A 15,246-nucleotide genomic window follows, 5' to 3' on the forward strand; every position below is an offset into this window, starting at 1 on the left:
TTTTTTTTATCAAATTATAAGTACAGGAGAATAGTATGGCTGATAGTAGTCAGAAGTTTATTCAGCGAAATAGGGCGCCTCGCGTTCAAATCGAATATGATGTTGAAGTCTATGGTTCTGCAAAAAAAGTACAGTTACCTTTTGTGATGGGGGTATTGTCTGATTTATCTGGTAAGCCAAGTGAAGCCCTTCCTCCTGTTGCGGATCGTAAATTATTGGAAATTGATGTGGATAACTTCAATGACCGACTAAAATCCATGAAGCCTAGAGTTGCATTTCAAGTAGAGAATACATTAACAGGTGAGGGTAACCTAAATGTTGATATTACTTTTGAAAGCATGGATGATTTTTCACCTGCTGCTGTGGCTAAAAAAGTAGCTGGTTTGGATAAAATTCTGGAAGCCAGAACTCAGTTAAATAATCTGATTACCTATATGGATGGTAAAACAGGCGCAGAAGAACTGATTGCCAGACTGGTGAATGATCCCGCTTTATTACAAACCCTAGCGGCTTCGGCAAAACCAGCTGATGCTGCAGACTCGGCAGGAGAATAAATGATGGCCGAATTAGATAGCCAAAGCAGCCAAGGCGCAACACAAACTCTTGAATATGATGATTTTTCTGCATTGTTATCCAAGGAGTTTAAGCCAGGTACAGAAGCAGCCAATCAGGTTACCTCCGCCGTATCTACGCTGGCTCAATATGCTTTACAAGATGTTTCCAAAGTTTCTGACGATGCTATTAAGACTATACAAGCGATTATTGCCGGTTTAGATCAAAAAATTACCGAACAATTGAATCTGATTTTGCATAACCCGGATTTCCAAAAGCTGGAAGGCGCTTGGCGAGGATTGCATTATCTGGTTAACAATACCGAAACTGATGAAATGTTAAAAATTCGGGTCTTGAATATTTCTAAATCCGAATTAGGCAAAACCCTGAAAAAATTTAAAGGTACTGCTTGGGATCAAAGCCCACTCTTCAAAAAATTGTATGAAGAAGAATTTGGTACCTTTGGTGGCGAACCTTATGGTTGTTTGGTTGGTGATTATCATTTTGATCATAGTCCGCCAGATGTGGAATTATTGACTGAAATGTCTAAAATTAGTGCAGCATCGCATACGCCTTTCATTACCGGTGTAGCACCTACCGTTCTGCAAATGGAAAGCTGGTCAGAGTTAGCTAATCCGCGCGATTTGACCAAAATATTCCAGACACCGGAATATGCTTCTTGGAAATCGTTACGCGAATCAGAAGACTCTCGTTATCTCGGTTTGGCTATGCCGCGTTTCTTAAGTCGCTTACCCTATGGAGCCAAAACTGATCCGGTAGAAGAGTTTGATTTTGAAGAAGACACTTCTGGCGCTAGCAGCAGTAACTATACTTGGTCTAACGCTGCTTACGCTATGGCCGTCAATATCAATCGTTCATTTAAGATGTATGGTTGGTGTTCACGCATACGCGGTATTGAGTCGGGTGGTGCAGTGGAAGGTTTGCCAGTTCATAGCTTCCCAACCGATGACGGTGGGGTGGACATGAAATGTCCAACTGAAATTGCCATTACCGACAGGCGTGAAGCTGAATTGGCAAAAAGTGGTTTTATGCCATTGATACATAAGAAAAATACTGATTTTGCAGCGTTTATTGGTGCTCAGTCATTACAAAAGCCTGCTGAATATGAAGATCCAGATGCGACCGCTAACGCCAATTTAGCCGCGCGTTTACCGTATTTATTTGCTACCTGTCGTTTCGCGCATTATTTAAAATGTATGGTTCGCGATAAAATAGGTTCATTTAAAGAAAGAGATGATATGGAAGTCTGGCTTAATAGCTGGATCAGTCAATATGTGTTGCAAAATCCCGCAGTTGCTTCAGAGCAAGATAAAGCTATTCGCCCATTGGCGGGTGCTGAAGTCGTCGTGGAAGAAGTAGAAGGCAACCCCGGCTATTATCAATCCAAATTTTTTCTGAGACCGCATTATCAGCTGGAAGGGTTGACCGTTTCTTTGCGATTGACATCTAAGTTACCGTCTCAGAAAGGATAGCAATAAACTGTGTTTTTATGTAAATTGTAGTAAGCATTTGAATATTCACCTTAAGTTATTTTTGCTAGGTGACTATATATTTTGAAGCCCGGCTTGCCGGGCAGGTGAATTATCAGGCTAATGTGCCTGTTTATTTTGAAATCAACTATTGATAAGGAAACATTATGATTTTATTAAGTTTTGCAACAGAAATTAAAGGCGATTCCACTGTTGATGCTCACACTGACTGGATTACTGTTGACTCTCTGCAATGGGGCGTAGGTCGAGCCATTTCTGCTAGTGGTCAAGGTAAAGACCGTGACCCAAGTAATCCGTCTTTTTCAGAAGTAACCCTCACGAAATCAATGGACGTAGCATCTGTCGATTTGTTTTCGCAGGCAACTTGTGGAAAAAGTTTAGGCACTGGCAAAATTCATTTTATACAAACGGGTGGTTCAGATGCTAAATCACAGGTTTATTTAGAAATTGAGCTTGCTGAGTGTATTGTTAGTTCCTATTCGCAGTCTTCTGGTGGTGATAGGCCTCAAGAAAGTGTTTCTATCAATTTTAACCAATTAGTTATGAAATACAGTACTTTCAAAGATGGCAAAACCGTCGTAGCGGGTGCTTTCAAAGGATATGATTTGAAAACAAACGCCTATACTACGGCAATTAAATAGTAAGTGATGATGTAAACCTGACAGGCTTTCTTCTAAGCCTGTCAGTTCAATTACTCCTAATTAAGGAGCCCATACTATGCAGGACGTATTGCAGCTAATCACTGATGGAAATCTGGATAGCGCATTGCAAAACACGCAGCAAAACATCCGGAAAAATCCGGCCGACCCCAAGTTGCGAATTTTATTATTTCAGTTGCTCTGTGTGCTGGGGCAATGGGATAAAGCCCTAAATCAGTTAAACGTGTTACGTGATTTAGATGCGTTGAGTTTGCTAATGGTGCAAACTTACGAGCAGGTATTATTGTGTGAGGCTTTACGTAAACAAGTATTTTTAGCTAAACAAACCCCTTTAATTTTTGGGGAGCCGCAGGAATGGATTGCACTCATGTTGGAAGCTTTAGCTCTGGAAAGTAGAGGCGAGTTATTGCAGTCAGAGTCTTTACGGCAAAAAGCTTTAGAGCAAGTGCCAGCCAGTGCTGGTCAAATTGATGGTGTGCCTTTCGCATGGATTGCCGATGCGGATAGTCGCTTGGGACCTATGCTGGAAGCGATGATTAATGGGCGTTATTATTGGATTCCTTTTCAGCAAATAAGCCAAATTGTCATTGAAAAGCCAGTGGATTTACGTGATATGGTCTGGATACCTGCTAATTTTACATGGGTTAACGAAGGCGAAGCCAGTGGCTTTATCCCTTGTCGCTATCCTGGTTCAGAACTGGCTGATGATGCCCGCATTAAGTTATCACGTCTGACAGATTGGCTTGATAGTGGTGAAGGTATTTCCCGAGGCTATGGGCAACGTTTGTTTGCAACTGATGTTGATGATTACGCTTTACTTGATGTGCGTAAAATTGAGTTTATGACCGTACCAGAGATCGAGTAATGGCAGAACTTTTGCAGTCGGAGCGTTTACAGCCTTCTTTGCTTGATCGGCTTACTGATGAAGACCCTCTCGCACATAATGAATCCCGTGAGCAACGCGTTTTGTCATCGCGTCAGCTGAGACAAAGTGTGTTACGCGATCTACGCTGGCTATTAAATACCACTGGTATTGACAATATAATTGATTTAACCGACTACCCTTTTGTAGCTAATTCAGTCGTCAATTATGGTTCACCGCTGATATCGGGTGTCACTCTTTCCGGTATTGATGTGTCTAAAATCGTCAGAAAAGTTAGACAGGCCATTATCGATTTTGAACCAAGAATCATAGCAAATACTCTGAAAGTTGATTTGGTTGTTGACGATAAAAAGATGAGTGATAATGCTCTGTCATTTCAAATTGAAGGCGATTTATGGGCGCAACCCTTGCCATTGCATTTATATATTCGTTCAGATATTGATCTGGAAACAGGTGAATTTACAGTTAAAGATTTAGGGTTTTAGTTATGGATCCGAGACTGCTGAAATACTATAACCGAGAATTGCAGCATGTCCGTGAAGTAGGGATGGAGTTTGCTGCTGAGTTTCCTAAGATCGCGGCCAGATTAGGCTTGGATGCTTTTGATTGTTCTGACCCTTATGTTGAAAGGCTGTTGGAGGGTTTTGCGTTTATGGCTGCGCGTGTGCAGCTGAAAATCGATTCGGAGTTTTCTGATTTTACTCAACAGTTACTGCAGATTATCTATCCACATTACCTAGCGGCAACGCCTTCTATGACCATTGTTGAGTTCAAGCCGGACTTGACAGATGCAGGGTTGGCGAAAGGCTTTATGGTTCCGAAAGATACCAGTCTGCGCAGTCAGATAAGTAAAGGGCAGCAAACCGCTTGCGAATATCGTACAGGTCATCCCGTACAAATATTTCCCTTGCAAATTTCTCAAGTTGAATATTTGCCTACCTTGGCAGCTATTTCTAATTGTGGGTTGGCTTCTGCTAAACATTTGCAGCATAGTAAAGCCGCTATTCGCATTGTGCTAAAAACCACCACCGGAATCAGCTTTCAGCAATTGCCGTTGGAAAAATTAGCCATATTTCTAAGGGGAGGTGGCGGTGTTCCTTATCGTTTATATGAACAATTTTTGGCAAATACGCATGCATTAGCCGCTAAGTTTGGTGAAGGTAATGCCAGCCAAGTTCACTATGCTGACGGGCGTTTAATACGAAGTATGGGCTTTGATCCAGAAGAAGCCTTGTTAAAACACACGCCGCGTTCATTTCATGGCTATCGGATTTTACAGGAATATTTCTCTTTTCCTGAACGTTACTTGTTTGTTGAACTGAATGGCTTGGCTGAATTAATAGCGGAATGTGATAGCGATGAAATCGAATTGTTTGTATTGCTGAATCGTAGTGACGCACAATTGATTAATGCGCTCGATAAATCTAATTTTGCTTTATTTTGCACGCCCGCAATTAATCTGTTCCCTAAAAGATCAGATCGTATTCACGTAGATCATCGTCAATCAGAATATCATATTGTGGTAGATCGTACGCGGCCTATGGACTATGAAGTGTTCAGTGTTAATGATGTGGCTGCCTATGGTGTAAGTCAAAACAGTGAACAGCCTGTTTTACCCTTTTATGGATCTAAAACTGCTTATCAAAATCTCGGTGAAACTGCTTTTTTCACCTTGCATAGACAGAAACGTATCTTATCTGCAAAGCAACGCCGGGAAGGTGTGCGTTCTAGTTTTATCGGCAGTGAATTATTTATTTCGCTGGTTGATTCTGCCCAAGCCCCTTATGCGAGTTCAATTACGCAACTTGGATTGGAAACATTATGCAGTAATCGTGATTTGCCCTTAGTGATGCCTGTCGGTGTAGGCGAAACCGATTTTAATTTACAGATTAGTTCTCCTGTTAAGTCTATTCGTTGTATTGCGGGTCCAACCAGACCGATTCCAGCTGCTTATGAAGGCGAAACTATCTGGAAATTGATCAACCATCTTTCCTTAAATTACCTGTCTTTACTGGATACCGACGCCAAGACCGGTGCTGCATCGTTGCGCGAATTGTTAAGATTGTACGCTGACAATATGGAGCCCTCAGTTAAAAAGCAGATTGAAGGGGTAATTTCAGTGAGTGCAAAAAATGTGGTTCGACGCATTGATTCCAAAGGCCCGTTGGTGTTTGGTCGGGGACTCGAAGTTTCTGTACTTTTGGATGAATCCGCGTTTGAAGGTGGTGGCTATTTTCTATTAGGAACCGTATTGGAGCAGTTTTTTGTCCAATACGTCTCGATTAATTCTTTTATTGAAACAGTGATATGCACAACTGATCGTGGTGAAGTAGCGCGCTGGCCTGTGAGAATCGGATGTCGACAAACTTTCTAATTAGTCAACTTGAAGAAGATGCTACCCGCTTCGATTTTTTCGAAGCGTTGCGCTTGATCGAGTGCCTAAATGCAGACAAGCCGCGCTTGGGCACCAGTCTTAAAGTCAGTGATGATCCCGTGCGCTTAACTCAATTTCCTGAGCTGGAATTTCCTGCTTCAACATTGAATAGCTACACCTCTGCTGATCATTCATCAGGTACACCGCATTTAGCGGTCAATTTTATGGGGTTGTTCGGTCCAAATGGACCTTTGCCCTTGCATATAACAGAATATGTGCGTGAAAGATTAAGACATAACCACGATCCGACTTTTTCACGCTTTGCAGATATTTTTCATCATCGTATGATTAGTCTGTTTTATCGAGCCTGGGCTAATACGCAGCCAACTGTGCAATATGATAGACCTGAATCTGATCGGTTCAAGTTTTATATTGGTAGCTTTTTGGGAATAGCTAACGCAGCTAATCAAGATCGTGACGCTCTGAATGATCGTGCAAAGCTTTTTTATAGCGGACATTTTTCTGCTAAGACTAAACATGCGGCTGGATTGCTAGCTATTGTTGCCGATGCGCTTAGGTTGCGTGTACGTATTGAGGAGTTTGTGGGGGAATGGATGGCCATTATGCGAGCCGATCAAACCCGCTTGGGAATGAGTGCTGACATTGCCAGTTTAGGACAATCGGCCTTAATTGGGGCATCTGTTTGGGGATGTCAGCATAAATTCAGATTGGTGCTTGGGCCTTTAAAGCTGACAACATATCTGGCTTTGTTACCTGGAGAGCAGTTATTAACAAAGCTGATTGCTATTGTGAGTAATTACATAGGCAACGAACTCGTTTGGGATACACAGCTCATATTGGAAAGCTGCGAAGTACCTAGGGAATTAGCATTGGGCAAACCGATAGTTTCAGAAAATCTGAACATTAATACTGAAGCCCAGTTGGGTTGGAGTATGTGGTTGGGGCCAAGATCCAGTCAGTCGGATGCAGATGATTTGATGCTAAACCCTTTTTTTTGCGTTAATACTTCTTAGATAGATGTTACAAAAGTCACAATTTTACTTCGGTTTAATTCGGATCGAAGATGATTGCCTGACTTATGCATAGCTAGCTCGTTGCGGCTAGGGCTTAATTATTAAACTGATCGCTGAACAAAAAATTGATACCAAATAGGAATATACACAATGGCAGATATTAGTAGAGTCAAATTGTTTGGAAAATTAAACCGTTTAGGTTACAAAGCTATCGAAGGGGCAACGGTATTTTGTAAGTTGAGAGGTAATCCTTATGTGGAGTTAGTTCACTGGTTGAATCAGATTGTACAACTACCCGATTCAGATCTGCATAGAGTGATCAAACATTACGGTTTGGATACTTCGCGTATTGCCAAAGAAATTACTGAATCACTGGATCGTTTGCCACGCGGATCTACCTCGATCTCTGATTTTTCGCAGCATATTGAAGACAGTGTTGAACGGGGTTGGGTTTATGGCACTTTGATGTTTGGTGAAGGTCAAGTGCGGACCGGACATCTATTGGTTGGTATGTTGAAAACCAAGGCATTACGTAACGAATTGGTGAGTATTTCTAAAGAATTCGAAAAAATCAAGCCAGATTTGCTGACCGATGAGTTGGCGGGTATCACCGCGGGTTCACCGGAAGACGGATTGGCTGCTTCGGATGGTTTTCAATCTGGCGCAACGCCAGGCGAAGCGAGTGGAGCTATTGCTCCTGCTGCAATGGGTAAACAAGAAGCGCTTAAACAATTTACCGTTGATCTGACAGAGCAGGCGCGTAATGGAAAAATCGATCCCATTGTAGGTCGGGAAGAGGAAATTAGGCAGGTAATTGATATCCTGATGCGTCGTCGCCAAAATAATCCAATTTTGACTGGTGAGGCAGGGGTTGGTAAAACGGCGGTCGTGGAAGGTTTTGCATTAAAAATTGTGGCTGGTGATGTGCCTCCTGCCTTGCGTGACGTTAGCTTACGTACTTTGGATGTCGGACTGCTACAAGCGGGTGCCAGCATGAAGGGCGAGTTTGAAAACCGTTTGCGACAAGTTATTGAAGAAGTACAATCTTCGCCAAAACCCATCATTTTATTTATAGATGAGGCGCATACGCTGGTAGGTGCTGGCGGTGCTGCCGGAACAGGTGATGCGGCTAATTTGTTAAAACCGGCTTTAGCGCGTGGCGCTTTGCGTACGGTTGCAGCGACAACGTGGGCCGAATATAAAAAGCATATCGAAAAAGATCCAGCGTTAACGCGTCGTTTCCAAGTTGTACAAGTGCATGAGCCTAGTGAGGAAAAAGCTATACGCATGATGCGTGGCGTAGTTTCTGTACAGGAAAAACATCATCAAGTATTAATTTTGGATGAGGCCCTGGAAGCTGCCGTTAAATTATCTCATCGTTATATTCCTGCCAGACAACTTCCCGATAAAGCTGTTAGCTTGCTAGATACAGCCTGTGCTAGAGTGGGAATAAGTCAATTTGCTGTTCCGGCTGAAGTGGATGATTCTCGTAAGCGCATAGAGGCTTTGGAAACTGAGTTACAAATTATTGGGCGGGAAAAAGCGGTAGGTATCGATGTTGTTGTTAGAGAACAATTGGCTAGTGAAAAATTGGATGCAGAGAAGCTGATTTTAGCTGAGCTTGAAACGCGTTGGAATGCTGAAAAAGAATTGGTTGGCAAAATTTTAGATTTGCGTAGCAAACTTAGAGCTGCAGGGCACGCTGTAGATAGTGCTTCGACAGTAGAGGCAGCAGAATCACAAGCTTTAGAGCCAGAACAACGCGAAGCATTACTTGCGGAATTAAAAGATTTACAAGACCAGTTACACGCCCAGCAAGGTGAATCGCCTTTAATACTGCCCACTGTTGATCAGCACGCAGTCGGCTCGGTAGTTCAAGATTGGACGGGTATTCCTGTTGGTCGTATGGTGAAAAATGAAATCGAAACGGTGTTAAAACTGGCTGATTTATTAGAGCAGCGTATTATTGGGCAGCGTCATGCTTTGGATATGATAGCCAAACGCATTCAGACTTCAAGAGCCGGATTGGATAACCCCAATAAACCGATAGGTGTGTTTATGCTGGCTGGTACGTCTGGTGTGGGTAAAACCGAGACCGCTTTGGCTCTGGCAGAAATTCTATATGGTGGTGAGCAGAATGTTATTACCATTAATATGAGTGAGTATCAGGAAGCGCATACCGTATCTACGCTGAAAGGGGCTCCTCCTGGATATGTGGGTTATGGTGAAGGTGGGGTTTTAACCGAAGCGGTAAGACGTCGTCCCTACAGTGTGGTATTACTGGATGAGGTGGAAAAGGCACATCCAGATGTACATGAAGTATTTTTTCAAGTATTTGATAAAGGCTGGATGGAAGACGGCGAAGGACGTGTCATTGATTTTAAGAATACCTTAATTTTACTGACTACCAATGCAGGTACCGAACTCATCAGCAATTTGTGTAAAGATCCTGATCTAATGCCAGAACCTGAAGGTATTGCTAAAGCTTTACGTGAACCTTTGTTAAAAGTGTTCCCACCGGCTTTATTAGGTCGTTTAGTGGTGATTCCTTATTATCCATTGAATGATGAAATGATAGGTTCAATTACTAAGCTACAATTGCGCCGCATCGAAAAACGCATTGTGGAGCATCATAAAATTCCATTCAGTTATAGTGATGATGTCATAAAGCTGATTGCCAGCCGTTGTACGGAATTGGAAAGTGGTGGGCGTATGATAGATGCCATCCTGACCAATACTATGCTGCCGAGCATTAGTTCTGAATTCTTAACGCGTATGATGGAAGGTAATGCTGTTGAGAAAGTGCATGTCGGCGTTGTGGATGGGGAATTTGTTTACGAGTTTTAAGTCGAACTAATTAATTGGGGCTTAACCTTATTTGTTTGGTTTTCGCTATACAAATTGAGATGCTCGGTACAAACGTGAACTAAAATGACTGTTTGTGCTGAGCCTATCAGCGTAATTCTTTCTAAGGATTTAAGCTTTAGTTCTGGGTTGTGCGTGTTGAGTATGCATGTGCAATTCTCTATACTTTCCGGGCAAATATCTATTCAGGCTTCTTGGTTCTAATCGTCAAAGTAATTAGCTAAGTATCTGTTTTTTGATAAACTAGCTGAATAGTGGTTTATCTGCGCGATAAACAAAGATTGTTAGCTGTGGATAGACTATGAAGAATGCACTGAGTTTAGGGTTTGATTTTGACATTGCATTACAAAAAACATTTGCTAGATAATAAAAATTTATTGTTATAAAAAGCGATAGGGTATTAGGGGATTTATATGGCAGTCGCGACATCATTAAAAAAAATTTTAATTCCTCAGGCACAAACCATTTGTAAAGATATTGATGTGGGTCCTGAGGCAAAAAAATGTCTGGAAGCTGAGCCCGATCCTGTTACTTATTTAAATGCATTGATAGAGCAGAATCTATATGTAGATGCGGTACGTTTTTTGGCTCGTGCCTTACCTAAACGGGAAGCTACTTGGTGGGCTTGTTTAAGTGCCCGTAGTTCGCTAAATGAGCAATCCCCGCCAGAATTGTTAGCTGCATTGACTGCGGCAGAGGCTTGGGTGTTTAGCCCGACAGAGCCCAATCGTCGCAAATCGCATACAGCTGCACAAGCCGCTAACTTTGATAATGCCATGTCGTGGGCGGCAATGGCGGCTTTTTGGAGTGAGGGTAATATGGCTCCTGAAGATGTTCCTGCTGTAGTGCCGCCACCTGATAATTTAAGTTGTAAAGCGGTCGCAGGTGCAGTGATGTTGGCAGCGGTGCAAACACAGCCGGATAAAGCAGATGAAAAATATGTGTTTTTTATTGAGCAAGCTATTGATATAGCAAATGGTGGCAATGGCAAAGTTTGGCAAGTTTAATAAAATAGGGGAATAATTTATGGGACAGCCCGCTGCTCGAATCACTGATATGCATGTTTGTCCAATGTTCACTGCGCTAGTGCCTCATGTGGGTGGCCCTATATTGCCGCCAGGGGCGCCAACGGTGTTAATTGGTAAATTACCCGCTGCTCGCGCTACCGATTTGATTACTTGTGTGGGACCTCCAGATTTAATTGCAAAGGGTTCGGCTACCGTATTTATTGGGAAAATGCCTGCTGCACGAATGGGCGACTCTGCAGGTCATGGCGGAACCATTGTTTTAGGATTGCCAACAGTTTTGATCGGTGGTTAACTGGAGTGATTGTGATGTTAAATCATAGCTGCATAGTAGGATAGAATCATGGCTTATACACAAGATAATCGGATGGCTTCAGTCACTTTTACTGGAATATCCGACACTTTATTACTTTACCGGATCACGGGCAGTGAGCAGTTTAGTCGCTTATTTGAATATGAGCTGGAGTTGCTCAGTGAAAATGGAAGTGTTGATCTAAAAAGCATGCTTGGCAAAAGTGCCACGATCAAGTTATATCTGGCCGAAGGTGGTGAGCGTGATTTTAATGGTATTGTTACCCAGGTAAATCAATACGGTATGCTCGGTAATCTTTATTATTACCGGGCGGTGGTGCATCCCAAGCTATGGTTGTTGACGCGTACGAGTAACTGTAAGGTACAGTCGCCTCAAATTGTTGAAGGAGCTGTGAAAACTTTTACGGTGCCGGATTTAGTCAAAAACGTACTTTCTGCTTATGGTTATACGGATATAACTACCCAATTCACCACGACTTACCAGCCTCGCGAGTTCTGTGTGCAATATCGGGAAACTGATTTCAATTTTATCAGTCGTCTTTTGGAAGAAGAGGGGATTTATTATTATTTTACCCATACAGATAGTACACATACCCTGGTTTTATGTGACAACATGGACGCGCATCAAGATACGTCAGGTAATGCGACTATTAAGTATTATCCTATGGATAATCAACAGCGTCGCGATGAAGAACATATCTATGACTGGAGTTTAAGTCAGCAAATTCAATCGGGTAAATATACTTTAAATGATTTTGATTTTGAAAACCCTGGTTCTGATTTAAAGGGTGATTCTGTTACTGCGCTAACCTATACCGATAATGATAAAGAGGTTTACGATTATCCTGGTGAATATAAAGCGGTTGCAGATGGTAAAAGTTATGCCAAAATTCGTATGGAAGAACAGGACGTTGGGTTTCAACAGGTTACTGCTCGGGGTAATATCCGACGTTTGGCAACTGGCAGCAAGTTTACTCTGACAGAGTTTCCACGTGAGGATCAGAATAGCAAATATTTAGTGGTTTCTACCCATTTTCAATTTCAGAATAATTCTTACAGTACGTATGGTACTCAAGATAGTGGTGAAGATTATCAATGCAGTTACACTGTAATAAGTGCCAGTTCAGTTTATCGGCCGCCACGTATTAGTCCGGTACCTGTAGTCCAAGGTGTGCAGACGGCTACTGTGGTTGGTGCAAAAGGAACAACCGTTGTTGGTGGTGATGATATAACAACCGATAAGTATGGTCGTGTCAAAATTAAGTTTCACTGGGATCGGCTTGGAACAAACGATCAAGATACCTACTGTTGGGTGCGGGTTGCGCAAATATGGGCTGGTAAAAACTGGGGAGGTGTCTTTATTCCCCGTATTGGTCAGGAAGTGATTGTGGATTTTTTGGAAGGCAATCCAGATTGTCCAATTATTACGGGTAGCGTTTACAATAATGAGCAAATGCCGCCCTATGGTTTAGATGCCAATAAAACCCAAAGTGGTATTAAAACGCAAAGTACGCCGAATGGCTCGACAGATAATTATAATGAAATCCGTTTTGAAGATAAAAAAGATTCAGAAGAGATTTTTATTCAAGCCGAAAAAGACTTTAATTGTGTTATAGAAAATAACGAAACGCGAAAAGTGGGCTTTATTAAAAAATCCGCTGGCGATCAGACAGTTGAAATCTATAATAACCGTACCGTCTCTCTTGAACAGGGCAATGATTCCCTTACGGTAAAAAAAGGTGATCGGACTGTTGATGTCAGTGCCGGAAAAATTTCTGAAACAGCTGCAAAATCTATTAATTTGAAAGTGGGACAAAATACCATTGTGATGGATACCTCTTCAATTACTTTAACGGTGGGTCAAAGCAGTATTAAGATGGATGCTTCAAGTGTCACTATAAAATCCATGCAAGTCTCCATTAAAGGGCAAGTGTCTGCAGAGCTAAAAGGTACTATGACTAATGTTGGCGATTCTGAGACTACTACTAATGTTAAAGGTGCCATGGTAATGGTTAATTAGTTGCTAAAAATTATCATCAAATTATCTCTTAGTTGTTTTTCTAAAACACGAGTAAGGTTCTGTTTTGTATGTGTAGTTGGCTAAGTTAGGGAGCTTGAAAAACAGAGCTACTAGGCTGCTATCTAAGCTAATTTGGTTACAAATAGGCTAGTCATGTCCAGCTGTTTAAGCGCATTAATTTGCTCGGTGTGCTTATAGAAAAATTTAACAAGCTGAGTTTTTGGCTTGTGCTTGGTATAATATAAAGTTTAGCATTTCCAAGAAGAGAGATTTCATGATTCAAGGTAGTATCGTTGCACTGGTAACTCCTATGACCGAAAATGGTGCAGTGGATGAACTCAGTCTTAAAAAGCTGATTGAGTTTCATATTGAGCAAGGTACCGATGCTTTGGTAGCCGTAGGTACTACTGGTGAATCAGCAACTTTAGATGAAGATGAGCATTGTGCTCTGATTAAATTGATGGTTGACTGTGTTGCCGGACGCATTCCAGTGATTGCAGGCACGGGTGCTAATTGTACTCGTGAAGCCATTTCACTGACAAAAAAGGCCAAACTGGCTGGGGCAGATGCTTGTTTACTGGTAACGCCTTATTACAATAAGCCGACTCAAGAAGGCTTGTTTCTGCATTATCAGGCCATTGCGGCGGCGGTGGATATTCCACAAATTCTATATAATGTCCCTGGGCGTACGGCTTGTGATTTACTGCCAGAAACTGTTGCTCGTCTGGCAAAAGTTCCAAACATAGTCGGCGTTAAGGAAGCCACAGGCATATTGGAACGTGTCAAACTAATCCGAGATTTAACCAGTGATGATTTTGCTATCTATACAGGTGATGATGCCAGCAGTATGGAGTTTTGTTTGTTGGGTGGAAATGGCAGCATTACTGTTACTGGAAATGTCGCACCCAAGCAGGTACATGACATGTTATTTGCCGCAATGCGGGGTGATAGAGAGCTAGCAGAAGCTATTGATGCTCCGCTGAGAGGATTGCACAGCAATTTGTTCATCCAGTCGAATCCCATTCCAGTAAAATGGGCTGTGGCAGAAATGGGATTAATCAACAAAGGTATTCGTTTGCCATTAACCTGGTTAACAGAAGATTGTCACGATGCGGTGCGTAATGCCATGCGTCAGGCTGGTGTGTCTTTATCATGAGGTCTGCTAAATGTTGGCGTTGCTTGCTGATACTGGTTATCCTGCAAGCTTTGTCGGGATGCTCGTACATTAGGGGGTTGTTTCCAGATAAAGAGCGTGATTATCAATTCAGAACGGAAGTTCCTGATTTGCTTATTCCCGATGATCTTAAACCACAAGCCACAGCCAACAGTAGAATGACTGGACTCATGCCAGTTAATCCTCCTAAAGCCCCGGATTCGCCCGCTATTCCAGTACAAACTGCTACAGTTGTTAAAGAATCTATCCCTGCAAAACCCAAACAAACTGCTTCTACTACTGCCGTCGAGACTAGTGAGCCAGTTCAGGTTGAGGTGACTAGCGCTGCAGTTAGCAGCTTGCAAATAGATCAGGCTAAAATTCCAGCTTGGCGTTTGGTTGCCAGAGCCCTCAGTCGGCAACGGATAGAAATTGTGGAACGTAATCTGGATAATGCTTATTTCTATGTCAAATATGATCCTGATGCCATAAAACCCGAAGACAATAGTTTTTGGGATGAAATGGCTTTCTTGTTTGGGGAGGATCCCAGCCATGAACAGCAGTATCGAATAAGTTTGCTGGAAATTACGCCGCAATCTACTGAAGTAACCGTACAGAATAGTGAAGGTAAAACAGTTTCCAATTCACCAGCTACCCGCTTACTTAAATTAATTGCTGATGGTATTAATCTTGATACGCCAGCAGGTTCAGAGGCAACGGAAAAGGCTGTTCCATAAATACTAGGTATAGGCAGGAGTTGTTAAATTTAACGTCAAAAAAGCGCGTTTATCTGACATTTAATGCATAACCACCGCTACAACTCTACTCATCCCGTTTTTTGTAACCTGATTTAGCAAT

The 15,246-nt window shown here is 42.2% G+C and carries 13 protein-coding genes; all 13 read left to right on the plus strand.

What is annotated here, in order from left to right; all coding sequences use genetic code 11:
- The first annotated feature begins 35 nt into the window (after positions 1–35).
- The 13 genes from tssB (at position 36) to bamC (ending at position 15,125) form a co-directional block, all read left to right on the plus strand.
- Positions 36–554 carry a type VI secretion system contractile sheath small subunit gene (gene tssB / locus ABH008_RS05745; protein WP_347988898.1) on the plus strand — a complete coding sequence of 173 codons (519 nt, stop codon included), beginning with the start codon at positions 36–38 and terminating at the stop codon, positions 552–554.
- Positions 555–2,045, plus strand: coding sequence for a type VI secretion system contractile sheath large subunit (gene tssC / locus ABH008_RS05750; RefSeq protein ID WP_347988899.1), 1,491 nt, complete (start codon positions 555–557; stop codon positions 2,043–2,045).
- A 164-nt stretch (positions 2,046–2,209) separates the two neighbouring features.
- On the plus strand, positions 2,210–2,704 hold the full coding sequence (locus tag ABH008_RS05755; RefSeq protein ID WP_347988900.1) for a type VI secretion system tube protein Hcp: 495 nt from the start codon (positions 2,210–2,212) through the stop codon (positions 2,702–2,704).
- A 76-nt stretch (positions 2,705–2,780) separates the two neighbouring features.
- Positions 2,781–3,587: a type VI secretion system accessory protein TagJ gene (locus tag ABH008_RS05760; protein WP_347988901.1), complete on the plus strand. Its 807-nt coding sequence runs from the start codon at positions 2,781–2,783 to the stop codon at positions 3,585–3,587.
- On the plus strand, positions 3,587–4,090 hold the full coding sequence (gene tssE, locus ABH008_RS05765; protein ID WP_347988902.1) for a type VI secretion system baseplate subunit TssE: 504 nt from the start codon (positions 3,587–3,589) through the stop codon (positions 4,088–4,090). Before ABH008_RS05760 ends, tssE begins: the two co-directional genes overlap by 1 nt.
- Positions 4,091–4,092: 2 nt before the next feature.
- Entirely contained in the window at positions 4,093–5,979 is a 1,887-nt protein-coding gene (tssF, locus tag ABH008_RS05770) for a type VI secretion system baseplate subunit TssF (RefSeq protein ID WP_347988903.1), read from the plus strand.
- Positions 5,961–7,013 carry a type VI secretion system baseplate subunit TssG gene (gene tssG, locus ABH008_RS05775; RefSeq protein ID WP_347988904.1) on the plus strand — a complete coding sequence of 351 codons (1,053 nt, stop codon included), beginning with the start codon at positions 5,961–5,963 and terminating at the stop codon, positions 7,011–7,013. Before tssF ends, tssG begins: the two co-directional genes overlap by 19 nt.
- Positions 7,014–7,163: 150 nt before the next feature.
- Positions 7,164–9,860: a type VI secretion system ATPase TssH gene (gene tssH / locus ABH008_RS05780; protein ID WP_347988905.1), complete on the plus strand. Its 2,697-nt coding sequence runs from the start codon at positions 7,164–7,166 to the stop codon at positions 9,858–9,860.
- A 431-nt stretch (positions 9,861–10,291) separates the two neighbouring features.
- Entirely contained in the window at positions 10,292–10,885 is a 594-nt protein-coding gene (locus ABH008_RS05785) for a hypothetical protein (protein WP_347988906.1), read from the plus strand.
- 19 nt (positions 10,886–10,904) lie between these two features.
- Entirely contained in the window at positions 10,905–11,198 is a 294-nt protein-coding gene (locus ABH008_RS05790; RefSeq protein WP_347988907.1) for a PAAR domain-containing protein, read from the plus strand.
- A gap of 48 nt (positions 11,199–11,246) precedes the next feature.
- Positions 11,247–13,235 carry a type VI secretion system tip protein VgrG gene (locus ABH008_RS05795; protein ID WP_347988908.1) on the plus strand — a complete coding sequence of 663 codons (1,989 nt, stop codon included), beginning with the start codon at positions 11,247–11,249 and terminating at the stop codon, positions 13,233–13,235.
- A gap of 274 nt (positions 13,236–13,509) precedes the next feature.
- Positions 13,510–14,391 (plus strand): 4-hydroxy-tetrahydrodipicolinate synthase, encoded by an 882-nt coding sequence (gene dapA, locus ABH008_RS05800; protein ID WP_347988909.1) that lies wholly within the window; start codon positions 13,510–13,512, stop codon positions 14,389–14,391.
- Positions 14,388–15,125: an outer membrane protein assembly factor BamC gene (bamC, locus tag ABH008_RS05805; protein WP_347988910.1), complete on the plus strand. Its 738-nt coding sequence runs from the start codon at positions 14,388–14,390 to the stop codon at positions 15,123–15,125. Before dapA ends, bamC begins: the two co-directional genes overlap by 4 nt.
- The last annotated feature ends 121 nt before the right edge of the window (positions 15,126–15,246 follow it).

Source organism: Methylomonas sp. AM2-LC (assembly GCF_039904985.1).
Lineage (GTDB): Bacteria > Pseudomonadota > Gammaproteobacteria > Methylococcales > Methylomonadaceae > Methylomonas.

Excerpts from the sequence above, each read along its gene's own strand:
- tssF (WP_347988903.1), top strand. The coding sequence starts at position 4,093 with ATGGATCCGAGACTGCTGAAATACTATAACCGAGAATTGCAGCATGTC.
- dapA (WP_347988909.1), top strand. The coding sequence starts at position 13,510 with ATGATTCAAGGTAGTATCGTTGCACTGGTAACTCCTATGACCGAAAAT.
- tssE (WP_347988902.1), top strand. The coding sequence starts at position 3,587 with ATGGCAGAACTTTTGCAGTCGGAGCGTTTACAGCCTTCTTTGCTTGAT.
- ABH008_RS05755 (WP_347988900.1), top strand. The coding sequence starts at position 2,210 with ATGATTTTATTAAGTTTTGCAACAGAAATTAAAGGCGATTCCACTGTT.
- ABH008_RS05795 (WP_347988908.1), top strand. The coding sequence starts at position 11,247 with ATGGCTTATACACAAGATAATCGGATGGCTTCAGTCACTTTTACTGGA.
- ABH008_RS05760 (WP_347988901.1), top strand. The coding sequence starts at position 2,781 with ATGCAGGACGTATTGCAGCTAATCACTGATGGAAATCTGGATAGCGCA.
- tssC (WP_347988899.1), top strand. The coding sequence starts at position 555 with ATGATGGCCGAATTAGATAGCCAAAGCAGCCAAGGCGCAACACAAACT.
- tssH (WP_347988905.1), top strand. The coding sequence starts at position 7,164 with ATGGCAGATATTAGTAGAGTCAAATTGTTTGGAAAATTAAACCGTTTA.
- tssB (WP_347988898.1), top strand. The coding sequence starts at position 36 with ATGGCTGATAGTAGTCAGAAGTTTATTCAGCGAAATAGGGCGCCTCGC.
- bamC (WP_347988910.1), top strand. The coding sequence starts at position 14,388 with ATGAGGTCTGCTAAATGTTGGCGTTGCTTGCTGATACTGGTTATCCTG.
- ABH008_RS05790 (WP_347988907.1), top strand. The coding sequence starts at position 10,905 with ATGGGACAGCCCGCTGCTCGAATCACTGATATGCATGTTTGTCCAATG.
- tssG (WP_347988904.1), top strand. The coding sequence starts at position 5,961 with ATGTCGACAAACTTTCTAATTAGTCAACTTGAAGAAGATGCTACCCGC.
- ABH008_RS05785 (WP_347988906.1), top strand. The coding sequence starts at position 10,292 with ATGGCAGTCGCGACATCATTAAAAAAAATTTTAATTCCTCAGGCACAA.